Below are 22690 nucleotides of genomic sequence, written 5' to 3' on the forward strand. Positions count from 1 at the left end.
GAATGTCCTTTCCGATAAGGCGGTAGGTCACGCCGCGGCGCTGCGGCGAGGGACGTCAGGCCGGGTCGGTACGGCGGCGCGCGACCAGGTGCAGGCGGTCACCGGACAACGTGGGCGACAACGCGGCGGTCGGATGCCAGGGCGGGTCGGTACGGGGGCCGGGAGCGTCGAACAGGGCCACCACGTCGAACCCGGTGGTGTCGAGCAGGTACCGCAGCTCGGCGGGGAACAGCAGCCGCCAGGCCGAGGTCTGCACCAACGGTTGCGGGCAGGCCGGCCAGGTCCAGATCCGTTCGCGACGCAGCAACTGCGCACCGTGGTCGATCCACAGCCGCGTCCCGGACGTGTACGGGACGCCGTGCCAGGTCACGGTGCGGGTGCGGGTGCCGTCGAGGAGTTCGGTGTTGCCGAGGAAGAACGCGCCGTTGCGCATCTCGGCCAGCAGCAGCCCACCGGGGCGCAGGTGCCGGTGGCAGCAGCGCAGGAACGCGGTCAGGTCGGCGTTGGTGTGGCAGTACAGCAGCGCGCTGTCCAGGCAGGTGACGACGTCGACGGGGCCGGTCAGGTCGAAGTCGCGCAGGTCGGCGTGGACGAACCGGACGCCGGGGTGGCGACGCCGCGCGTACGTCAGCATCGGCACCGACGTGTCCAACCCGACGGCGGTGTAGCCGAGGGTGGCGAGGTGCCCGACGTCGCGGCCGGTGCCGCATCCGACATCGAGCAGCCGGGGCGCGGCGTCGGTGCGGTCGGCGAACCGGCGTACGACGTCGTCGACGAACCGGGCGGCGCGGTGGCCCGGGTCGGGGAACTGCTGTTCGTACAGTTCCGGGTTGTCGGTGAGGAGGTTCCCGCCGCTCATGACACCCCCACCGGGTCCGGCGCGGGGGCGGGCGTGCGCGGGCCGTCGAGGCGCAGCAGCCACACCGCGCCCGCCGAGGCCACCCCGACGGCGGCGGTGAGCAGCCACGCCACCGGCGGCACCCCGGCTGCCGTGGCGGTGCCCACCGTCGCGCCGACGGCGGCGGTGCAGCCGGCGGCGAGGACCCCGGACACCAGGTAGAACAGGCCGAAGTAGGTGCCGGTCAGTCGGGGGCCGGCGAAGGCGGGGATCAGCTCCAGCACGAACGGCTGGGCGACCGTCACCCCCAGGGTGAGCAGCACGGCCGCGGCCAGCACCGGCACCAGCCGCAGCACCGGCGACGACGACTGCACGCGCAGCAGCGGCAGCAGGAACCCGGTCCCCATGACCGCCATCCCGACGGTGATGCTCGCCCCACGGCTCCAGCGACCCTGCAGCCAGCCGGTCAGCGGCAGTTGCAGGGTGAGCGTCACGGCGGTGCAGACGACGAACAGCACGGCGACCGCCACCGGGTGCCCGGTGACGTGCTCCGCCTGCACCGGCAGGATCAGGTAGAGCTGGGTCTGCAACGCGAACATGCCGGCCAGCGCGACGCTGAAGGCCAGGAACCGGCGGTCGGCGAGACCGGCACGCCAGTCCTGCCAGACCGTCGCCCCGGCGGCGGTGGCCGGCGCGGCGGGCAACCAGACCGCCTGCGCCACGGTGAGCGCGGCGAACAGCCCGGCGGCGGTCAGCGCGGCGACCCGGAAGTCGACCAGCAGCAGCGCCGAGCCGAGCAGCGGCCCCAGCAGCGCGCCGACACTGGCGAAGACGGTGAACAGGGCGAACGCCTCGGCCCGCCGGTCGGCGGCGGCCTGCGCCACGTAGCTGCGGACGGCCGGGTTGAACAGCGCCCCGGCCAGCCCGGACAGGATCGACGCGGCCAGCAGCACCGGCAGTGCCGTGCCGAGGGCGAACAACCCGAAGCCGACAGTACGCAGGGCGCAGCCGGCGATGATGACACCCCGGGCGCCGAGCCGGTCGGCGGCGGAGCCGCCCAGCAGGAACAGGCCCTGCTGGCTGAGGTTGCGCACGCCGAGCACGATGCCGATCACGGCGGCGGACAGACCGACGTCGTCGGCCAGGTAGCCGGCGAGGTAGGGCAGCAGCAGGTAGAAACCGACGTTGACACCGCACTGGTTGACCACCAGCAGCCGAATCGGCAGCGGGAAGCTGCGCAGGGTGGACCACGTGTTCATCGGGCCGCCCGCACGCCGAGACCGGGTGCCCCGGTCACCCGCAGGACGCCGTCGTGGCCGCCGATGCCGGTCCACGGATCGGCGGCGAGCAGCAGGTGCCCGTCCAGGTCGATCCAGCGGGCGTCGCCGGTGAGGTGCACCGCCGGCGCGATGCCCAGCGAGCTGGCCACCAGACAGCCCAGCATGACATCCATGCCGTGGGCCCGGGCCGTGGCGACGATCTGCTGCGCGGCGTGGATACCGCCGCACTTGGCCAGCTTGACATTGATGCCGGCCACCGCGCCCGCGAGGGCGTCGACGTGCGCTGCCGTGGCCGCGTCCTCGTCGGCGATGACCGGCACGTCGGTGCGCGCGCTGATCCAGGCGAGCAGCTGCGGGGTGCCGGGCGCGATGGGCTGCTCGACGGCGTCGACGTCGTACGGGCGCAGCACGTCGAGCAGGCGCAGGGTCTGCTCGGGCGTCCAGGCACCGTTGGGGTCGAGCACGAGCCGCGCCTGCGGCAGCGCGGCGCGGACGGCGGCGACCCGGGCCACGTCCGCAGGATCCCCACACTTGACCTTGACCAGCCGGAAGCCACGTCGGGCAAGGTCCCGCGCGGTGGCCCCGGCGTGCCCGGGCGCGACGAGACCGATGGTGTGGGCCGTGGCCGCCGGGGCCGGGGCGGGCCGGCCGAGCCACCGGTGCACCGGCTGTCCGGCCCTCCTGCCCAGCAGGTCGTGGACGGCGGCGTCCAGAGCCGCCAGCACACCGGCGGGCAGTTGCGTGGCGAGCGCCGGCAGCTCCGCGAGCAGCACCTCGGGTTCGGCGCAGGCGCGCACCCGGTGCCGCAGTCCGGGCAGCAGCCCGCGGATGGCGGGCAGGTCCAGTCCGTAGTAGACGCTGGTCACCACCTCGCCATGGCCGGTGACGCCGTGGTGGGACAGGTCGAGCTGGACGGCGTCACGTCCCGGCATCGTCGCGCGGGAGATCCGCAGCGGTTCCCGCAGCCGCAGCGGGTAGCTGCGCCAGTCGAGCCTCATGCCGGCACCGCCAGGTGGCGCAGCGGGTCGAGGACGGTCCGGCAGCGACTCCACCGGGTCACCTCGACGGCGTCCGGGTACGGGATCTCGATCGGATGGTCCGGGGCCGGGGCGAACAGCCCGTGACGGACGCAGTACGCGTCGTCGAAGATCGAGTCGAGGTAGCGGTGCGGGCCGTCCGGAAAGATCGTCACCACCCGGGCACCGGGCTGCATCCGGCAGACCCACGCGGCGACCCGGGCGACGGCCCCGGTGCTCCAGCCGCCGGTGACGAACGCCGCCCGGGCCAACCGGCGGCAGGTGTCCACCGCCTCCACCGGGCCGATCCAGTGCACCTCGTCGAAGGCGGCGTAGTCGACGTTGCGGGGGAAGATGCTGCTGCCCAACCCGCGCATCAGCCGTGGCCGCGCGGGCTGCCCGAAGATCGTCGAGCCGACGGTGTCGACCCCGACCAGCCGCATCCCCGGCCAGTGCCGCCGCAAGGCCCGGCCCAGACCGGCACTGTGCCCACCGGTGCCGACACTGCACACCAGCACGTCCACCGCCTCGACCTGACCGGTCAACTCCTCGGCGAGGCTGCGGTAACCGGCGGCGTTGTCCGGGTTGTGGTACTGGTCGGGCCAGTAGGCGTCGGGGATGCGGGCCAGCACCTCGTGCAGCCGGTCCAGGCGGGCCTGCTGCCAACCACCGACCGGGTGCGGCTGCGCCACCGCCTCCACCGTCGCCCCGTGGGCCGCGAGCAGCGCCCGCATCGGCCGTTCGATCTCCCGGTCCACCACGACGACGACCGGATGGCCCAGGGCCTGCCCGGCGAACGCCAGACCGAGCCCCAGCGTGCCACTGGTCGACTCCACCACGGTGGCGCCCGGTCTGAGGTCACCGCGCCGCCGGGCGGCCCGCAGCATGGCCACGGCGGCCCGCGCCTTCATGCCCCCCGGGCTCAGGTACTCCACCTTGGCGTGGAAGCCGCCGTGCGGGTGCGGCAGCGGGGTGTCGACGAACGCCACCGGCGAACGTCCCAGCAGGCCCAGCAAGTGCGGTGCGCAGCCGGCCGGCACGGAGGCGGTCAGCACGGCGACCCGCCCACGGCACGGTAGCGGTAGACCGTCGTCGCCCCGCCGTCGAGCCAGAAGAACGGGTACGGCTCGGCGGACAGGCCACTCAACCCCGCGCCGAGGAAACACGGCAGGACGGCGCTGCCGGTCTGCGCGAAGGCCACCATCGGCTTGCCGGTCACGCGGGCGTGCCGCAGCAGCGGGGCGAACGTGCCGTTGCCCAGGGTCATACCGGACACCAGCAGCGCGTCGCAGCGCTCCAGCAGCACGGCGGCATCCGGCAGGCAGGGCTCCCCCCACTCCGTGCTGCCGCCGGCCAGATCGCACGGCAGGTAGCCGACGCCCCGGCGACGCAACTGCGCCAGCAGGGAGTTCACCACCCCGACGACCAGGACCTGCTGCCCCGGCTCCACCGGTAGCAGGTCCACCACGGCGGCGGCCCGGGCGGTCGACTTGGCCAGCGAGGTGCCGGCCGGGATGGTGACCGTGTCGTGGGCGGCGTGCGGGTGCGGGTGGACCGTGGCGAGGTAGGCGTCCAGGGCCGCGACGCGCACCGCCGGCACCGGATGGGTGAGCAGTTCGGCGACGCTGCGACCGACGCAGTCGTCGGCGACCTCGTCGGCCAGTTCGTCGGGTTCCGTCGCGCACGAGCCGACGGCGGCGTCCACCCGGAGGCTCAGCACATGGTTGCGGTAACCGCGGGCACGGCCGGCGTGCCGGGCACCCTGCCGGGTGGTGAACGCGACGGTGACCTGTGCGGTGGCCGGATCGGGGCCGAAGCGGGCCGCCCGGACCGCCTCGATCAGGTCCGGCACCGACGTGACCGGCGCACCGGTCCTGACCGGCGTCGGCGGCGTCACGCGCGGGCCCCGGCCGGCTCGTCGGCGTACCGGACGCCGAGCCCGGCGACCAGTTCGTCGGCCCGGGACCGGGCGCCGAGGCCCGTGGTGTCCACCGTCATGACGTGACCGAGGTAGTTGTTGTTGCTCACCGCGTCGCCGGTGCGGTGCCCGGCGGGCTTCACCGCCCAGTCGACCACGTCGGGAGCGGCAGCCACCGCGGTCACACCGTCGAGCCCGGCGACGGTGCCGGCGCGGGACGGGAGCAGGAACGCGATGGCGGCGCTGCGCACGCCCGTGTCGGCCACCGTGAGGTCCGGCTGCTCGCCCACGGCGAGCCGGGCGTACACCATGGGTAGATCCACCCCGGTCGCCCGCCGCACCAGCTCGGTGATCTGGTTGCCCGCCGGCCGGGGGTTGATCTCCACCACCCGTGGCCCGGCTGCCGTCAGTCGCAGCTCGGTGTGCGCCACCCCCCGGTCGAACCCGACCGCAGTCAGGGCGGCGACGGCCATGTCGCTCACCGCGCCGGCCGTCGCGGCGTCGAGCGCGGCGGGGAACATGTGCCCGGTCTCCACGAACCACGGCGCACCGGCGAGGCTCTTGTCCGTCACACCGAGCACCGTCGTCTCCCCGTCGACGGTGACGGTCTCGACGCTGACCTCCGGCCCGACCAACACCTCCTCCAGCAGCACGAGCGGCGAGCGCTGCTGGCCCCGGGCGTTGACCGGGAACTCGCCGAGGGCGTCGAACGCCTGGCGCAGCTGGTCCCGGTCGGCCACCAGCCGGACGAACATCCCGGCGCACAGGTCGACCGGCTTGACGATCAGCGGGAAACCCAGCGCGCGGGCGGCGGCCTCGGTGCCCGCCCAGTCCCCGGTGACCGCGAACGCCGGGCCGGGCAGGCCGGCCGCCTGCATCCGCTGCCGCGCCAGGTCCTTGCGGTACGCGCACTCGACGGCTTCCGGCCGTGCACCCGGCAGGCCCAGGTCCGCGGCGAGCCGGGCCACGGTGCCGAGGTAGTAGTCGCAGGACGTGACGACGCCGTCGAACCGCAGCACCTCGTGCAGTTGCCGCACGTGCGGCAGCAGCCGTTGCGGATCGTTGGTCTCGGCGGTGATCACGTTGTCGGCGTCGAGCAGTGGATGCACCCCCGAGCCGCCGCCCTGACGCAGGTAGTGGTGCAGGTTCCTGGTCAGGAACGTGAACCGATGCCCTGCCTCCCGGATCGCCCGGGGCAGCAGGGTGCTCATCGCACCGACCCAACTCTCGACCAGCAACACATGACCCACCGCGCACTCCTGTCGCTCAAGGACCCCCGGACCAGAAGACGGTAACCGTTTCCATTAGCGATAGCCAGCGACACGCCCACAGGAAACCCACCCAGGAATCCGGGGACCCACCACGGAGCCACCGGGAACACCGGACAGACTCCCGCATCGCAGCTCGACGCCGACTCGGCCCGCACTCCGGACGGGCAACCCCGGCCAGCGGGGCCGGGCAGCGCACCCGTCGGCAGCCGCCGCCACCTGCGGGCACGACGCGCGGGACCGGACACCGGCGTCCACGCCGACCCAGGGGCACCCGACCCGGCTGCGGCCCCGGCATCCCCCGCACACCACGGGCCGGCCGACGCGTGCCCACGAAGGGCGCCGCGCCGGCCGGGTCCGCCGCCTCGGAGGTACCCCCTACCTCGCGGACCACTTTATGGTAATGGATTTCACTTTAGATGTCATCGTGCCAGCGACGGCTGCCAGCCGTCGCGGTAGCGCACGCCGCGAGGCTGGAGCCGGAACTGGTCGTGCACCGTTGCGGCGACCGGCTCGGTGCGTATCTCCCGGGGGCGGTCCACCACGACGCAGACGTCCTCGCCGGGCCACCACCAGCCGCAGGAGCGGGCCAGGTCGGCCCAGGCGGTGACGTGTTCGGTTTCGTCCGGACCGTAGCTGGCCAGGCCGAGGCGATGCAGCACGTCGTAGTAGGCGATCCAGGACGCGTCCTGCTGCCCGTACCAGCACACGGGTACCGCAGAGCCGCCGGCCAGAGCGCCGCGCACGGGCAGGTAGAACCCGTGCGCGAGGCTGCGGTGCAACGCCGTACGGATGCCCTGGTGCAGCACGACAGCCAGGGGGACACCGCTGTCGAGCGCGTGTGACGGCGTCAGTTCGGGCCAGGGCTGTCTGGTCCTGCCCGTGCGCCCGGGGGACGGTTCGGGATCGGGGTGGGTGACGCCCGCGCCCAGCGCACCGCGCAGCCGGGAGAGGATCATGGCGAGATCGCTGGCCAGCGGTGGTGTCCGGCGGGGCCGGGGGTCCCGGATCTGTTCGTAGAGCTGATCGAGGGTGGGCCAGCCGGTGATCAGGGGACGTGCCGCGTCCGGCGAGTCGACCCAGACGAACCGAGGTCGCGGCCGGGACACCCGGGCGTAGAGGGCGGTCAGGCACCGCTCGGCGGTCACCCGGTCGGCCGGCTGCGTGGACAGGGCGTGATCGAGCCACACCTGGCGGATCCGGGTCGCCTGCTGCCACAGGTCGTGCGGGTCGCGGTGGGAAGCGGCCTGCGGAGTTTTCGCGGCGGCGTCGCGCCGCGCGGGGGCGCTCACCGCGCCAGGGCGTCGTCGCCCTTCCGGTACGGGATCATGCGACGACTATCGCCCGCCACGCGCCGCCGGTGCAAGGCAATTCGCCACGTCCCCGGTTCACCCGCCGCACGGTGCCCGCTCAGGCTCCACCGGCACGGACCGCAGGCCGGTTTCGAGGGCGTCGAGGTAGCCGGCGAAGCCGTGCGGGGCCCGGCCGTGGCGGCGGGCGCTGGTCCGCACCGCGCAACCGGCGTCGGTGACGACCCGCATGGCACGCCGCCGACCGCGTTCGACGAGGTCGTGGTCCTCGCCGTGGCACAGGTCGGCGAATCCGCCCAGCCGCTCGTAGGCGGTGGCGGCACAGCCCAGGTTCGCACCGTGGACGTGCCGGTGGCCGGCACCGGTCAGACCCTGTCGGTACCGGTCCTCGAAACGTTCCCGGACCTGCGTGGAGCGGGGCGCCCAGTCGGTGACCCGCACGGTCCCGACCAGCAGGTCGGTGCCGGCCCGGGCGTGGCGCAGCTGCCAGCCGCCCCACCGCCGGGGCACCCGGCTGTCCGCGTCGGTGGTGGCGAGCCACAGCCCCTGTGGGCCGTGCCGCAGCGCGTGCGCCATGCCGGCGGCGCGTGCCCGGCCGACGTTACGGACCCGCGCCGTCAGCACGACGGCACCGAGACGCTCGGCGACGCTGGCCGTGGCGTCCCGGCAGTCGTCGGCCACCACGATCACCTCCGCGCGCACCGGCAGGTGACGCAGCGAGTCGAGGACGGAGTGCAGACAGCCGGGCAACAGCGCCTGCTCGTCGTGGGCGGGCACCACGACCGCCATCCGGTTCACCACAGACCTTCGGCCTGGGCGACGGATCTGGCCGGCGGCGGCACCCGGAGGAACACGTCGAGGAGGAAGTCCGCCTCCTCGTGCCGTGCCGTCCGCGCCAGGCCGTCCACGCCGTCGAGCAGCCGGTGCACGTCGTCGCCGCCACGTACGTGCTCGGCCACCGCGGGCCGCCAGTGCACGGCCACCAGCGTGCCGCCGGGTGCGAGCGAGTCCACCGTCCGGGCCACCAGCCGATCCCACCCGGCGTCGTCGAAGTAGTAACCCAGCTCGGAGAGCACGATCAGGTCGAAACGGTCGTCCGCCACGGCCGGCCACTCGTCGGGGACACTCATCCGCTCCACCCGTACGTGCGGCTGGTCCGCCAGCCGCCGCCGGGCACTCGCCACCGCCGCCGCGGCGATGTCGACCGCCAGCAACCGGTCGCACCGCGGGGCGAGGCGGCGGGTGAGCATACCTGTCGAACATCCCGGTTCGAATGCCGACCGGTAACGCCGACGCGGCAGACAGGCCACCGTCACGTCATGCTTACGCTGGTCGTACCAGCGGGTCTCGAAACCCCACGGGTCCTCGGCCCCGGCATACATGCCGTCGAAATATTCGGCCGGCGTGCCGCGTGCGGTCATGGTAGGAACACCGTTTCGTAGGAACGCGCGAAGCGTGCGAGAACGTGCGGGGGGAGGATCGCCGCGTCGGCGGGCGTCGGCCCGAGCGGCGACACCTGGCTACGGAAGGCGTCGATCGCGTCCCGCTTGGCCGATCTGGCCGCCCCGGTCAGGTCGACCCGGCGCGCCCGGTGCCACGGCACGTCGGGATGGTCCGGCCCGGCCCAGTGCCACATCCACACGGGGAACTCCAGCAGTGTCGCCCCCGTAAGCCGGCAGGCGACCGCAGCCGCCCGCCCGACCGCCTCGTGGTCCGGGTGTCCGTCGCCGCGCCACGTCGTGACACACCACCGGCCCGGTGCCAGCCGGGTGGTCAACGCGTCGGTGAGTGCCGCTTCGTCGACGCCACCGTCGGGATGCCCGAGATGCGCGATGGCGGCGGGGACGACCCCGAGCAGTCCGCAGGCCGTGACCGTCTCGGCCCGCCGGATCGCGGCCAGCGCCGCCCGCGAGTGGACCGTGGAGTCCGGATGCGAGGCTTCGCCGTCGGTGACGACCGCGATCTCGACGTCGCCGGCGAGCATCGCGACCAGGCCCCCCACCCCGAGCACCTCGTCGTCGGGATGCGGGGCGACGACCAGCGGCGGCACCGTCCGCGCCCGGTCGTCCAGCGCCAGTACGGGCCACCCGGCCGGCGCGGGCCACGCACCCCAGGTGCCCTCGTCGGTGCCCGCGTCGACGATCGGCCTCACCATCCGGGGTCCCCGACCGCCGCCACCAGTTCACCGAGATGGGCCAGGTCCGCCTCCGCGTGGCTCTGCCGCAGATACACCGTCAGGTCGGCGACCCGCCGGGCGTGGTGGGCGTCCTGGCACAGCGGGCCCGCCCCCAGCGCCCGGCCGACCCGGTCGACGACCGTGGTGGCGGTCGCCTCGACGGTGGCGCGAACCTGGTGGGCCAACCGGTCCGCGTCCCCGGTGGGGTTCGCGTCGATCTCGTCGGCGGCGGAGAACAGGACGGCGCGGGCGGCGGTCAGGACCGCGTCGACCGCACCGAGGTGCGCCAAGGCGTGCGGGCCGAGACGGCGGTGCCGCGCCGCGTCGTACAGGGTGTCGGCGACCCCGACCGCACCGCCGTACCAGCACGCCGCCACCCCCAGCCCGCCGTGCCAGAAACCCGGCCGCGCGGTGTAGCTGCCGGGTCCGCCCACCGCAACGGCGGTCACGCCGTCGAAGCTGACGGTGCGGCTGTCGCTGGCGGCCATGCCGACGGCCGGCCAGGTGTCGGGCAACACGGTGACCCCGGCGGCGTCGACCTCGACGGCGAACAGCCGGATGCCGTCGTCGGTGGTCGCGGCGACCAGGGCGCGGGCGAGCAGACCGGCCCCGGAGCACCAGGGCCGGTCACCGGTCAGCCGCCACCGGTCGCCGTCGCGGGTCGCCGTGACCGACGCCGGCACGGCGGCCCAGACACCCCACGGCTCACGACGCCGGTCGGGGTCGATCGTCACGCCGAGTTCGGCGAGGATCGCCAGGGCGTCGGCGTGCCCCTCGCCCAGCCGGGCCAGGGGCAGGCCGGCGCGGCCGAGTTCAACGAAACGCAGGAAGCGGTCACGGGTGCGTCCGCCGCCGGGCAACGGCAGGTCGAGCAGCCCGGCGAGCACGGCCGACCGGAACGCCGTACCGGGGTCGTCGCCTCCGGGGCTCACCATGGGGTGCCTGACGCCCGGGGCGGGTTCCCGGACCGCACCGGATGCCGTCCGGCCCGGCTCGACCTGCCGTCGACCAGGGGCACCGTCTCCGGACGGTCAAGCGTCATCGGGGCACCTCCGGACGGGCGATGTGCGGCCCGCACGGGTCGCCGCCGGAAAGTGCCCCTCTCCCCCGGGGTGAAACATGGCGCGGCCGACGGGCCCGACTCGTCACGATGCTCGCGGCTGTCCGGGGCAGCGGCCATGATCAGCTCTGTGGTGGATCAGGCCCGGGGAGCACCTCCAGCAGCGCGCTCGGCGAGCAGGGTGTGCGGGTCGCGGGATTCGTACCAGCCGAGGAACGGGGGACACACATCGTAGCCGAGCAGGCGTTGCAACTCTTCGGGGTACCCGCGGACCACTTCCATCGGCACCGCGAGGTACTGGTTCTCCTCCTGGCGCATGTTGCCGGCGATGTAGGAGAGCGTCAGCCCGGTGCGCGGCTGCGTGGAGGTGTTCTGCCCACCGCCGTGGTAGAGACCACCGAGCCAGATCAGCGCCGACCCGGCCGGCATCTCGGCCGGCACCGCCTCGTCGCGGCGCGGCGCCCGCTCGTCGTCCCAGCGGTGACTGCCCGGGATCGCCATTGTCGCGCCGTTCTCCGCGGTGAAGTCACTCATCGCGACCATCACCTGGGCCCGGGTCGTCGGTGCAGGGTAGGGCCGCAGGTGTGAGGTGTCGTCGCGGTGCAGACACTGCACCCCTTCGTCCGGCCAGATCTGGATCACCTGGGTAGCGCTGACCTGGATGTTGGGGCTGATGCTCACCTGTTCGCCGCCGAACCACACCGGCACCGGCCGCTGGATGAGGCGGCGCGCGGCACCCAGGAACAGCGGGTGCAGCGCGACGGCGGCCATGTGCCGGCTGCGGGCGAACAACGACGACATCCGCTTGGTCTTGTGGCCTGAGAAGTCGTTGTCGCCGTAGCCGGACTTCTCCAGCGCGGGTCCGAGATCGTCCCAGAGCGCCTGCCGGGTCCCGGCGTCCAGGAACTCCTCGACGATGATGGCGCCGTCGTGGTCGAGCAGGGCGCAGACCCGGTCGATGTCGGCGTCGGAATGGACCGTGACGATGGCGTTGTCAGTCATCTCTTCCTCTCGGTGCGGGATCGGCTCGACGGTCCCTGAGCCCGACGGGTGGTGTGCCGGGATCGTGTCGACCCGCGCCGAAGGTCGCCTGATGACCATCCGAGCTGGGTCGTCGCTGCGGACCAGCCCGACGCGGAGCGCGGCGGCGGAGTCGGCACCTCAGGCCGCGATGGCCTTGAGGCTCTGGGCCCGCTCGGTGTTCTCCCAGGTCAGCTCCGGCAGCTCCCGGCCGAAGTGGCCGTAGGCCGCAGTCTGCCGGTAGACCGGACGCAACAGGTCCAGATCCCGGATGATCGCCGCCGGACGCAGGTCGAACACCTCACCCACCGCCCGCTCGATCCGCTCCACCGGCACATTTTCCGTACCGAAGGTCTCGATGAACAGACTCACCGGATGGGCCTTACCGATCGCGTACGCCACCTGCGCCTCACAACGCTCCGCGAGACCGGCGGCGACCACGTTCTTCGCCACCCACCGCATCGCATACGCCGCCGAACGGTCCACCTTCGACGGATCCTTGCCGGAGAACGCACCGCCACCGTGCCGGGCATACCCACCGTAGGTATCAACGATGATCTTCCGGCCGGTCAGACCGGCATCACCCATCGGACCACCGATCTCGAACCGGCCGGTCGGGTTGACCAGGAGCCGGTAGTTCTCGGTGTCCAGGCCCAGACTCTCCAACTCCGGGGCGATCACGTGGTCCCGCACATCCGGGGTCAACAGCGAGTCCAGCGAGGTGTCCGCCGCGTGCTGGCTGGACACCACCACCGTGTTCAGCCGTACCGGACGCAACCCCTCGTACTCGATGGTGACCTGGGTCTTACCGTCGGGCCGCAGGTACGGGATCGTGCCGTCCTTGCGCACCGCCGACAGCCGCTGGGCCAGCCGATGGGCGAGCGCGATCGGCAGCGGCATCAGCTCGGGCGTCTCGGAACAGGCGAAACCGAACATCATGCCCTGGTCGCCAGCGCCCTGCGCGTCCAACGCGCTCCCCGACGCACCCGTCCGCAGCTCGAAGGCGTTGTCCACACCCTGCGCGATGTCCGGCGACTGCGCACCGATGGAAACGCTCACACCACAGGAAGCGCCGTCGAAACCCTTCTTCGACGAGTCGTAACCGATACCCAGGATCGTCTCACGCACGATCGTCGGGATGTCGGCATACGCCTTGGTCGACACTTCGCCGGCGACGTGGACCTGACCGGTGGTGATCAGGGTCTCGACCGCCACCCGACTGTGCGGATCCTGGGTCAGCAGGGCGTCGAGGATCCCGTCGCTGATCTGATCGGCGATCTTGTCCGGGTGGCCTTCCGTGACCGATTCGGAGGTGAACAGGCGGCGTGCCATGGGTAGTCCTTCCGTCGATGAGGGCATGACGTCGAACCGGCCTTCCACCTCGAACGATCGTGGGGCGGACGGGTGACCCGGTGATCCCGCTCCGCTGCGGGACCGATCGAGCGGGCCTCCGGACGACGTGTCGCTGTCGCACCCGGGGGGCCGGCGCGGCACGCGGGTGCCTGTGGGCAGTTGGCTGACCGGCGTTGCCTCGCTGACGGCCGGGTCAGCGAGGGCTAGTGGTCGGCCGGTCAGCCCGCCGGAACCGGTTGATCGCGTCGAGATGCTGCTCGCGCATCGCCGTGTCGCGGACGCCGAGACCCTCGTGGGGTGCCAGCGCCAGCACGCCGACCTTGCCGAGGTGCCGGTTGCGGTACACGTCGTCGACCGCTTGTCCGGCGTCTGCCAGGGCGTACGCCTTGGACAGCGTGGGGTGGATCCGACCCTTGGCGATGAGCCGGTTGACCTCCCACGCCTCGCGATAGTTGGCGAAGTGCGATCCGACGATCCGCTTGAGCGACATCCACAGGTAGCGGTTGTCGTACTCGTGGCGGTAGCCGGAGGTGGAAGCGCAGGTCACGATGGTGCCTCCCTTGCGGGTCACGTACACCGAGGCACCGAAGGTGTCCCGCCCGGGATGCTCGAACACGATGTCGGGATCCTCCCCGCCGGTCAGTTCCCGGATCCGCCGTCCGAACCGTTTCCACTCCCCGGGGTCCTGGGTGTACTCGTCCTTCCAGAACGTGTACGCCTCATCGGTGCGGTCGATCACCGCGTCAGCACCCATCGCCCGGCAGATGGCGGCCTTGGTCGGGCTGGACACCACACAGATCGGCTTCGCCCCTCCAGCCAACACGAGCTGGGTGGCGAACGCGCCCACTCCGCCGGAGGCACCCCAGATGAGCACATTGTCGCCCTGCTTCATCTGGGCGCCGTTGCGGGAGACCAACTGCCGGTACGCCGTCGAGGCGACCAGACCGGGAGTCCCCGCCTCCTCCCATGTCAGGTGCGCTGGCTTGGGCATCAACTGGTTCGCCTTGACCAGTGCCAACTGGGCGAGACCCCCGAAGTTGGTCTCGTAGCCCCAGATCCGCTGATCCGGGTCGAGCATGGTGTCGTTGTGTCCCTCAGGTGCCTCCAGCTCGGCCGACAGACAGTGCGCCACGACTTCGTCGCCGGGCTTCCAGGCGTAGACCCCTGGCCCGGTACGCAGCACCACTCCGGACAGGTCGGAACCGATCACGTGGTAGGGCAGGTCGTGGCGGCGGGCCAGCGGTGAGCGTCGGCCGTACCGGGCCAGGAAGGTGAAACTGGGCATCGGATCGAACAATGACGACCACACGGTGTTGTAGTTGATCGAGCTGGCCATGACCGCCACCAGCGCCTCGCCGGGCCCGACCTCGGGGACCGCCACGTCGTCGAGGTGCACGGCCCGGCGGGGCTCCCGGGCCTCGGCGGCGACCCCTGCGAACATCTCGACCTCGTCGGCGTGCAGGGTGACCGCGCGATAGTGCTCCGGAACAGGCAGGGCCGCGAAGTCCTCCGGTCGGGTGTCCGGGTCGAGAACGGCGCTGATGATGTCTTCCATCGGTGCTCCTCGGGTAACGCGACTGAGGAAAGAGGTGGCTGCGGCCCGCTGCCTCGCCGTTCAGTGCACGAGCCGTCCCATCAGGCGCTTGAGTTCGGCCGCCGGATCGGTGGTGAGCCCGCCATGGACGGCACTGGTCTGGATCACCGTGCTGCGCGGCGCGGTCAGCCAGCCGAACCGCGCCCCCCGGGTGCCGGCTCCCGCCCGACCAGCAGCGGGATCACCGGCGCAGATCGCACGGATGGCGTCGAGGGCCGCAGCGACCATGTCGACGTCGATGTCCGGATCCAGCATCCGTAGCCGGTCGGCGTCGACATGAATGGCGGCACCGAGGAAGTCCGCGCCGGGGCAGTAGAGCAACGCTCCGACGTTGACCTGCTCACCGCGGTCGACACGGGGCACGGCGCGCAACAGCGCGTAGTCGAAGCTGAGGATGGACGCCTTGGCGGTCATGCATCGACCCCCGGCCACCAGGCACCCACGCCGGTCCGCCGGGCGAGGAGGTAGTCGACGTAGCGTTGTCGCAGCTCGGGCGGGTCCGCGTCCTCGGGAACGGAGTTCATGCCCAACAGGAAGCTGTCCGGAACCATGGCGGCGACCTCGGTCAGCAGGTCCTCGGTCACCGCCTCGGCCAGCTCGGCGTCCAGCTTGGCCAGCGTCGCGGGACCCAGCGAGGCGACCAGATCGGCCAGCACGTGCTGGGACAGGTCGTAGCGGCGCTCAGCCCAGGTGGCGACGGTCGGCCAGGAGTGGTGGAACAGCAGCGCGGCTCCGTGGTCGATGGCCCAGAGCTGGCGGTGCCAGATGATCAGGTTGGGGTTGGACCAGGTGCGGTCCACGTTGGCGGTGAGGGCGTCCAGCCAGTAGATCCTGGCTGCCTCCTCGGCCGGGGGCTGCCACCCGACGCCGTCGAAGCCGACCGAGCCGGGTAGGAAGTCCATGCCCAGGTTCACCCCGGCGCTGGCCCGCAGAAGTTCCTGGATCTCCTGATCGGGATCGCGGCGCGCCATCTCCGGGTCGATGTCGATGGTGACGAGCTCGGGGACGCGGATGCCGAGCCGGCGGCCGAGTTCGCCGACGACGATCTCGGCGACCAGGGCGGCGCTGCCCTGGCCCGCGCCACGGAACTTGACGACGTACACGCCGTCGTTGTCCGCCTCCACCACCCCGGGCAGGGATCCACCCTCACGCAGGGCGGTCAGATACTGCGTTGCTACTACTGTGGGTAACACTTCTCATCCTACTGATCGTTGTCGGTCTTGGAGAACGGTGATCACACGAGCCATACGGGCAGGCGTGCCACGGCCTTGAGGAATCGCGGACCCACCTCGTCGGGGTCGCCGGCCAGGCGGACACCGGGAAAGCGCGCGAACAGCTTGTTGAGCGCGATCTCGGTCTCCGCGGTGGCCAACGACGCCCCCGGGCAGAAGTGGTCGCCGGCAGCGAAGCTGAGCTGCGGATTGTCGACCCGGGTGACGTCCAGCGTGCGTGGGTCGGTGAACCGCTGCGGGTCGTTGTTGGCGGCACCCACCACGAGCTGGATCTGCCCGTCCTTGGGGATGGTCACCCCGTCGACCTCGATCGGCTCCACGGCGAAGCGTGGCAGGGCCATCTTGATCGGGCCGGCGTAGCGCATCAGCTCCCGCACCGCCTGGACGGTGTTCTCCGGCTGCGACCTGACCAGTTCGAGCTGATCGGGATGGGTCAGCAGGTGGAAGAGGCTCAGCGAGATCGAGTGCCGGACGGTGTCGAGGCCGGCCTGCACCAGCACCAGCACCAGGGCGACCAGTTCGACCTCGTCGAGCTTCTCGGTCTCGTCGCTCGCCTTGACCAGATCGGAGATCAGGTCGTCGCCGGGTTGGGCCCGCCGCGCGCCGATCAACCTGATGACCGTGTCGACCATGCCGCGCAGCGCGGGCGGCAGCATCACCGGGTCGGGGCGGACGAAGGTGGTGAACGCCTCGGTCCACCGCAGCCATCTGTCGCGGTACTCGTCGTCGACACCGAGCAGCTCACAGATGATCGTCGTGGAGATCGGATGGGCGTATTCGGCGACGAGGTCGACCTCCTCGGCGGCATCCATCTGGTCGAGCAGGTCGTCGACCAGCTGCTCGATCCGGGGGCGCAGGGTCCTGACCCGCCGCCCCGAGAACGCCCGGTCGATCAGCGACCGCACCCGCCGGTGGTCCTCCGGCACCATCGTCATGATTGTGGAATCGAAGTACTTGAGTAGTTCCTCGGGCACACCCCGGCGGCGCATGCTGTCGAGATGGACGCCCTCCGGGGGATGGTTGCTGACCCGACGATCGGTGAACAGGCTACGGACCGCGTCGTAGCGGGTGACGACATAGACCTCGTTACCGTCGGAGAACCGGCCCGGACACACCGGCCGGGGCGCGCCCAGCCAGCGCTCCCCGGCGTCCCGGTCGGTCACGAAGTTCACGTTGGACAGGTCGAACTCGACGTCCGTCCAGTCGAAGGCTCCGGTCACCAGCATCCCCATTCGATTGCTCACGACGTTGACCCGAGTGTCGGTGCGCCGCCGATGTTCGCTGCGACACGCCCCGGGGTGGGTTATGCGGCATTCGGATACAACACTGTATCAGAATACGGTACCGTATCTGAGTCTCACGAGGAGGTTGATCATCAGCAAACGACTCACCCGCCAGCAGAGCCGAGAAATCACCCGCCAGGAGCTGCTGCAGGCGGCAGCCGAGCTGTTCGCCGAGTTCGGTGTCAACGGCACCTCGGTCGAGCAGATCGTCGAACGCGCCGGGTACACCCGGGGTGCCTTCTACGGCAACTTCGACGGCAAGCAACAGTTGGTCCTGGCCCTGTTGGAACAGCGCACCGAACGCGAACTGCAGGAGGTGCAGGCACTGAGCAGTAAGGCCGGGTCGTTCGAGGAGACGATCGAGCACCTGCGTGCCTGGCACCGGGAGCGGGACAAGAACTTCGCGAGCTGGCTGGCGCTGCGTACCGAACTGTGGCTCTACGCGAGGCGCGATCCGCAGGTGCTGTCCCTGATGGCCGACCGCGAACGACGGTCCCACGAGGCCATGGCCCAGGCGCTCGCGCGGGGCTTCGCCGCCCGGTCGGTCACGCCACCCGCGCCGGTGGAGCTGTTGGCGCTGATCGTGCACGCGTTGGACGACGGGTTGTCCATCCAGCGCGTGCTTCTGGCCGGCGACAGCCCGGCCGGGGACGTCATGGACGTCGTGGAGCTGCTGATGCGGTCGTGGACCGCGCTCGCCCGTACCGGCACGTCCGAGGCGGACGGCGCGTCCGCTGCGAACCGGACCGCCCCCTAAGCCATCGCCGGTGTCCGCCACCGGCGACGAACCGCAAGAACTGGAGCACATTTCATGAGTCAGGAAGTGGAGCCGGCGCCCGCAGGGGCCATCGGAACTCCCGTCGCGGCCACCGACGGCCCACATCCCCACCGTTGGCTGGCGCTGATGGTCCTGCTGGTCGCGACCTTCATGGACCTTCTCGACGTCAACATCGTCACCGTGGCGATCCCGAGCATCCAGGAGGATCTCGGCGCTTCGGCGGCCGCCGTGCAGGCCCTGACAGTCGGCTACACGCTGTGCTTCGCCGTCGTCCTGATCACCGGAGGGCGGCTCGGCGACATCTTCGGCCGCAAACGGATGTTCCTGACCGGCGTTGCCGGCTTCGTCCTGGCCTCGGCCCTGTGCGCCTTCGCCCCCACCTCCGAGGTCCTGGTCGGTGCCCGGGTGCTGCAGGGCATCGCCGCTGCGGTCATGGTCCCCCAGGTCCTGGCGATCATCCACGTCACCTTCCCGCCGCAGGAGATCGGCCGGGTCGTCAGCCTGTACGCCAGCATGATCGGCCTGGCCATCGTCGCCGGGCCGCTGCTGGGTGGGCTGCTCATCTCGTGGAACCCGGGCGACCTGGGCTGGCGCACCATCTTCGTGGTCAACCTTCCGGTCGGCGCGGCCGCCCTGGTCACCGGCTGGATGTGGATGCGTGAGTCGCGATCGCCGCGTGCCAACCGGCTGGACCTCGTCGGTATGGTGCTGGTGATCGCCGGCCTGCTGCTGTTGCTGCTGCCGCTGCTGCGCGGTCGTGAGCTCGGCTGGCCCGTCTGGAGCATCGCGTCGCTGATCGCCTCCGTGCCCGTCCTCGCGGTGTTCGTGCTCTACGAGCGCTACAAGACCGCCAAGGACGGATCCCCGCTGGTGGCCCTCTCGCTGTTCAAGATCCGGACCTTCGGTGCCGGCGTCGGCACCCAGCTGCTGTTCAGCTGCATCCCGGCCGGGTTCTTCCTCAGCTGGACGCTCTACCTTCAGGGTGGCCTCGGCTGGTCGGCGCTGCACACCGGCCTCACGGCGATTCCGTTCTCGCTGGGCGTCCCGATCGCCGGCAACCTCGCCGTCCGTAAGCTGTTCCCCCGCTACGGCCGCAACTGCCTGTTCGCCGGGGCGCTGCTGATGCTGGTCGGGCTCCTGCTGTATGCGCGGATCGCCCAACTGGCCGGCGAGACGATCACCTCGTGGCACGCCGTCGTTCCCATGCTGCTGCTCGGTTCCGGAATGGGCATGTTGCTCGCCCCGCTGACCGGCATGATCCTGACCGAGGTCGAGCCACGGGAGGCCGGGTCGGCGTCCGGTCTGATCAACGCTGCCGGTCAGCTCGGTGCCGCCCTCGGTGTGGCGATCATCGGCGGCATCTTCTTCTCGGCTCTCGCCACCAACGCGGGGACGCAGGCGGACCGGGTGCTCCCGGACGTCCCGGCCGTCGCCTCGCAGCAGACAGCCATCCGCGCCTGCGCCACCGAGGCGCTCGGTCAGGCCGACATCACCGCCGTACCGCAGAGCTGCCGCACGCTGGCCGGCGGCGACCCCGCTCAGCAGGCCGCGATCGGGAGCACCCTGGCCGACATCAAGACCCGGACGTTCATCGCGACGTTCAGCGAAGCTCTCTACTGGGCGTCCGCCGGACTGGCTGCGGTGATCTGTCTGCTCTTCCTGCTGCCCCGGCGACCGCGGCGGCTGGGGATGTCCTGAGGACCCCCGCGCCCCCGACATCCGCGCCGCTGATCGCCGGGTTCTGTCCCGCACCACGGGTCGGGCACCCACCGGCTGGTGTCCCCCGTCGGGCCCGGCCGTCATCGTGAACCTGCCCGCGCCGGCGAGGGCCGGGGAAGCCGGACCGCGTCCAGGACCGCGTCCTGGTAGGCGGTGAGCCCCGGTGCCGGCGGGGCGAGTGCCGGCCAGTGCACGTCGTGACCACACGCGTAGAGCGTGCCGAGCGACGACAGCACGGCATTGCGCTCGGCCCGCCGGCGGCCGGAGGGCAGCAGTTCGGCCGTCCGGCCCACGCTCTCCAGCGTCTGCCTCAGGCTGCTGATCAGCACCGGGTGGGTGCTGATCTCGACGAAGACGTCGTGACCGTCCTCGGCCAGCCGGGTGACGGTTGCGGCGAACCGGACCGGCTCCCGCAGGTTCCGCATCCAGTACGCCGGTCCGAGCGCGGTGCCGGGCACGGGTGCGCCCGTCACCGTCGAGTACACCGGCACCCGTGACGCCACCGGACGGAGCGGGCGCAGCGCGATGGCCAGGTCGTCGCGGAGTTCGTCGACGTAGTGGCTGTGCGAGGCGACCGTGCCCCGCACCATCCGGCAGTAGACGTCACGCCGGTCGAGGTCCTCGATCAGCGCGGTCAGGGACTCGGTGTCCCCGGCCAGCACCGTCGACCGGGGGCTGTTCTCCCCGGCGACGCAGATTTGCCCCCCGCTGGCGTCGGCCAGCGCGTGCGCGGCCTCCGGCGACAGTTCCGTGGTGGCCAGGGCACCCCGACCGGTGATCCGGCGCAGCAGGGAGCTGCGGCGGCAGGCGATCAGCAGGGCGTCGTCGAGGGTGAGTGCGCCGGCTGCGTACCCTGCCGAGATCTCGCCCATGCTGTGGCCGACCACCGCGGCCGGTTCCACGTGCCAGCTGCGCCACAGGGCGACCAGGGCGACCTGCAACGACACCATCGTCGGTTGCAGCACGTCGATCTCGCCGAGCCGGGACGTCGCCGGGTCGGCCCGCAACTGCTCGGTCACCGAGAAGCCGGCCAGCGTACGCACCCGCTCCTCGCAGCGCAGCAGCGCCGCGCGGAAGACCGGCTCGGTGGCCAGCAACTCCAAGCCCATCCCGTCCCACTGCGCGCCCTGTCCAGCGAAGACGAACACCGGGCCCGGCCGCCGCCGCAGCGGCTGCGCCGCCGGGCGGTCCGCCCCTCCGGCCGACAGTTCGGCCAAGCCGGCCGCGAGGCTGTCGTACGAGTCGGCGACGAGCGTGGCCCGGTGCGGCAGGCCGGCTGTCCCGGTCGCCGCGTCGTGGCAGTACCGGTCCAACGGGGGCAGGTTCCGGCCGCCCCGGATCCGGTCGGCATGCGCGCGGATCGCGGCGAGCAGGCCGTCCCCGGTCGCGGCGGCGACGGCGAACAGGTGGGTGGTCACTTCTTCCCCCTCACACCCGCACGGCGACCTGGTGCCGGTAGCTCTCCATGGGCAGGCCGCTCATCCACGGCACGACGCCCAACCGGCTGAGCGCCCTGATCGACGTGGGTGGCCGGTAGCCTGCGAACATGCCGCCGAACATCAGGATCTGGCTGTGCGTGGCGATCGTCCGCACCAACGGGTTCATCCGCTGACGGTCCAGCGTCCGGCGGAAGCGGCTGCCCGGGGTCATCCGTCGGCGGACCGCGGCCCGGACCGCAGCGGAGACGTCGTGATCGGTGACCCACTTCAGCTGGGGCAGGTCCGCGGTGATCCGCCGCATGGTCTGCCGCCGCTGGCGGGTGAACACGTCGATGTGCGACAGGGCCCCGCCCGGACGCAGCACCCGCGCGACCTCACGCAGGAACCGCTCGAGGTCGGGGTACGTGTGGGAACTCTCGATGTTGATCAGGACGTCCACCGAGGAGTCCTCGAACGGCAGATCCTCGGCGTCACCCTGGACGAAGCGCAGGCTGTCGCCGCGCGCCAGGGTCGCGTTGGCCCGGGCGACCGCCTTCGGCGACAGGTCCAGTCCGGTCATCCGGGTGTCGGGAACGAGCCGGGACAGGAAGTTGAGCCCCTCCCCCGTCCCGCAGCCGACCTCCAGGAGCGTCTGCCCGGCGCACCCCTCCAGGCCGCCCGGGAGGTCGCGCAGGGCCAGGTAGTAGAGCTGCTCACTGAAGCCGTCCGTGCCGAACTCGGCGAACCCGGGCAGCCGGGCCTCGATCTCGGCGGCCAGGTCGGTATCGCACATGCCCCAGTTCCACAGCTCGCCCCGGCCCGAGAGGGTGGCCGCCATGTCGTAGATCGAGGAGCTGGCCGACTTCATGGCGGCGGCCTGCGTCCCCGCCCGCCGGCCGTCGGTCTCGTCGAGGTTGATGTCGGCGAGACCGGTGGTGAACGAGGTCATCACGTCGGGTCGGTTCATTGCGGTCTCCGAGTTCGCCGGGTCGGTACGGTCACGCATTGACGGTGTCGCCACGCATCAGGTCGTCGACGCCGGCAGGCACCTCGGCCGGATCGGATCCGATGTTCCGGGGGCGGTTGGCACCGTCGACGAAGACCACCGTCGGCCGGTACGAGCGGGCCTGCTCGTCGGCCATCGCCGCGTACGAGATGATGATGACCAGGTCACCGGGGCTGATCAGCCGGGCGGCGGCGCCGTTGATGCCGACCACGCCGCTGTCGGTGGGCCCTTCGATGACGTAGGTGCTGAGCCGGGCGCCGTTGTCGACGTCCACGACGTCGACCTTCTCGCCGGGCAGCAGGTTCGCGGCAGCCATCAGGGTGGAGTCGAGCGTGAGCGAGCCGACATAGTGCAGGTCCGACTGCGTCACCTTGGCGCGGTGGATCTTTGACTTGAGCATCTCTCGGTACATCGGGTGGTC

Annotated in this window: 22 protein-coding genes; 2 read left to right on the forward strand and 20 right to left on the reverse strand. The window is 71.7% G+C overall.

Features of this window, described 5'->3' with window-relative positions; all coding sequences use genetic code 11:
• Positions 1-55: 55 nt before the first annotated feature.
• The 17 genes from ACQP1S_RS20370 to ACQP1S_RS20450 form a co-directional block, all read right to left on the reverse strand.
• Positions 56-859, reverse strand: a complete 804-nt coding sequence (locus tag ACQP1S_RS20370) for a class I SAM-dependent methyltransferase (protein ID WP_432897853.1) — start codon at positions 857-859, stop codon at positions 56-58.
• Positions 856-2097, reverse strand: coding sequence for an MFS transporter (locus tag ACQP1S_RS20375; RefSeq protein WP_432897856.1), 1242 nt, complete (start codon positions 2095-2097; stop codon positions 856-858). The genes ACQP1S_RS20370 and ACQP1S_RS20375 overlap by 4 nt, the downstream gene beginning before the upstream one ends.
• The gene (locus tag ACQP1S_RS20380; RefSeq protein ID WP_432897859.1) at positions 2094-3116 is read right to left on the reverse strand and encodes an enolase C-terminal domain-like protein; all 1023 of its coding nucleotides are present in this window, start codon (positions 3114-3116) and stop codon (positions 2094-2096) included. The genes ACQP1S_RS20375 and ACQP1S_RS20380 overlap by 4 nt, the downstream gene beginning before the upstream one ends.
• Complete coding sequence (locus tag ACQP1S_RS20385; RefSeq protein WP_432897862.1) at positions 3113-4189, reverse strand: PLP-dependent cysteine synthase family protein; 1077 nt, start codon at positions 4187-4189, stop codon at positions 3113-3115. The genes ACQP1S_RS20380 and ACQP1S_RS20385 overlap by 4 nt, the downstream gene beginning before the upstream one ends.
• Positions 4183-4986, reverse strand: a complete 804-nt coding sequence (locus ACQP1S_RS20390) for a Rossmann-like domain-containing protein (RefSeq protein ID WP_432897865.1) — start codon at positions 4984-4986, stop codon at positions 4183-4185. Before ACQP1S_RS20390 ends, ACQP1S_RS20385 begins: the two co-directional genes overlap by 7 nt.
• A 41-nt stretch (positions 4987-5027) precedes the next feature.
• Positions 5028-6302 (reverse strand): ATP-grasp domain-containing protein, encoded by a 1275-nt coding sequence (locus ACQP1S_RS20395; protein WP_432897868.1) that lies wholly within the window; start codon positions 6300-6302, stop codon positions 5028-5030.
• 440 nt (positions 6303-6742) lie between these two features.
• Positions 6743-7612: a DUF6745 domain-containing protein gene (locus ACQP1S_RS20400; protein WP_432897870.1), complete on the reverse strand. Its 870-nt coding sequence runs from the start codon at positions 7610-7612 to the stop codon at positions 6743-6745.
• 96 nt (positions 7613-7708) lie between these two features.
• The gene (locus ACQP1S_RS20405) at positions 7709-8419 is read right to left on the reverse strand and encodes a glycosyltransferase (RefSeq protein ID WP_432897873.1); all 711 of its coding nucleotides are present in this window, start codon (positions 8417-8419) and stop codon (positions 7709-7711) included.
• Between the two features lie 5 nt (positions 8420-8424).
• The gene (locus ACQP1S_RS20410) at positions 8425-9051 is read right to left on the reverse strand and encodes an SAM-dependent methyltransferase (protein ID WP_432897876.1); all 627 of its coding nucleotides are present in this window, start codon (positions 9049-9051) and stop codon (positions 8425-8427) included.
• Entirely contained in the window at positions 9048-9785 is a 738-nt protein-coding gene (locus ACQP1S_RS20415) for a PIG-L deacetylase family protein (protein ID WP_432897879.1), read from the reverse strand. The genes ACQP1S_RS20410 and ACQP1S_RS20415 overlap by 4 nt, the downstream gene beginning before the upstream one ends.
• Positions 9779-10741 carry an acyl-CoA dehydrogenase family protein gene (locus tag ACQP1S_RS20420; protein ID WP_432897882.1) on the reverse strand — a complete coding sequence of 321 codons (963 nt, stop codon included), beginning with the start codon at positions 10739-10741 and terminating at the stop codon, positions 9779-9781. The genes ACQP1S_RS20415 and ACQP1S_RS20420 overlap by 7 nt, the downstream gene beginning before the upstream one ends.
• A 263-nt stretch (positions 10742-11004) precedes the next feature.
• Complete coding sequence (locus ACQP1S_RS20425; protein WP_432897885.1) at positions 11005-11868, reverse strand: phytanoyl-CoA dioxygenase family protein; 864 nt, start codon at positions 11866-11868, stop codon at positions 11005-11007.
• A gap of 159 nt (positions 11869-12027) precedes the next feature.
• Positions 12028-13218, reverse strand: coding sequence for a methionine adenosyltransferase (metK, locus tag ACQP1S_RS20430; RefSeq protein ID WP_432897888.1), 1191 nt, complete (start codon positions 13216-13218; stop codon positions 12028-12030).
• A 214-nt stretch (positions 13219-13432) separates the two neighbouring features.
• A complete protein-coding gene (ccrA, locus tag ACQP1S_RS20435; RefSeq protein ID WP_432897891.1) occupies positions 13433-14794 on the reverse strand; it encodes a crotonyl-CoA carboxylase/reductase in 1362 nt (453 codons plus the stop codon).
• Positions 14795-14854: 60 nt separating this feature from the next.
• The gene (locus tag ACQP1S_RS20440) at positions 14855-15247 is read right to left on the reverse strand and encodes a DUF3037 domain-containing protein (protein ID WP_204925154.1); all 393 of its coding nucleotides are present in this window, start codon (positions 15245-15247) and stop codon (positions 14855-14857) included.
• Complete coding sequence (locus tag ACQP1S_RS20445; protein WP_432897895.1) at positions 15244-16026, reverse strand: HipA family kinase; 783 nt, start codon at positions 16024-16026, stop codon at positions 15244-15246. The genes ACQP1S_RS20440 and ACQP1S_RS20445 overlap by 4 nt, the downstream gene beginning before the upstream one ends.
• A 41-nt stretch (positions 16027-16067) precedes the next feature.
• A complete protein-coding gene (locus ACQP1S_RS20450) occupies positions 16068-17309 on the reverse strand; it encodes a cytochrome P450 family protein (protein WP_432897898.1) in 1242 nt (413 codons plus the stop codon).
• Positions 17310-17433: 124 nt separating this feature from the next.
• Here ACQP1S_RS20450 and ACQP1S_RS20455 point away from each other — a divergent pair, with 124 nt between their 5' ends.
• Positions 17434-18105 (forward strand): TetR/AcrR family transcriptional regulator, encoded by a 672-nt coding sequence (locus ACQP1S_RS20455; RefSeq protein WP_357781750.1) that lies wholly within the window; start codon positions 17434-17436, stop codon positions 18103-18105.
• 54 nt (positions 18106-18159) lie between these two features.
• A complete protein-coding gene (locus ACQP1S_RS20460) occupies positions 18160-19824 on the forward strand; it encodes an MFS transporter (RefSeq protein ID WP_432897902.1) in 1665 nt (554 codons plus the stop codon).
• A gap of 101 nt (positions 19825-19925) precedes the next feature.
• Here the strand turns inward: ACQP1S_RS20460 and ACQP1S_RS20465 are convergent, their stop codons facing one another.
• Genes ACQP1S_RS20465 through panD form a run of 3 tightly spaced genes read right to left on the reverse strand, consistent with a single transcriptional unit; the run spans position 19926 to position 22681 of the window.
• Positions 19926-21263 carry an acyltransferase domain-containing protein gene (locus ACQP1S_RS20465; protein ID WP_432897905.1) on the reverse strand — a complete coding sequence of 446 codons (1338 nt, stop codon included), beginning with the start codon at positions 21261-21263 and terminating at the stop codon, positions 19926-19928.
• Between the two features lie 10 nt (positions 21264-21273).
• On the reverse strand, positions 21274-22230 hold the full coding sequence (locus ACQP1S_RS20470) for a class I SAM-dependent methyltransferase (RefSeq protein WP_432897908.1): 957 nt from the start codon (positions 22228-22230) through the stop codon (positions 21274-21276).
• Between the two features lie 31 nt (positions 22231-22261).
• Positions 22262-22681: an aspartate 1-decarboxylase gene (gene panD / locus ACQP1S_RS20475; protein WP_432897911.1), complete on the reverse strand. Its 420-nt coding sequence runs from the start codon at positions 22679-22681 to the stop codon at positions 22262-22264.
• Between the last annotated feature and the right edge of the window lie 9 nt (positions 22682-22690).

Origin of the sequence: Micromonospora matsumotoense, assembly GCF_050951065.1 — a bacterium.
Lineage (GTDB): Bacteria > Actinomycetota > Actinomycetes > Mycobacteriales > Micromonosporaceae > Micromonospora > Micromonospora matsumotoensis.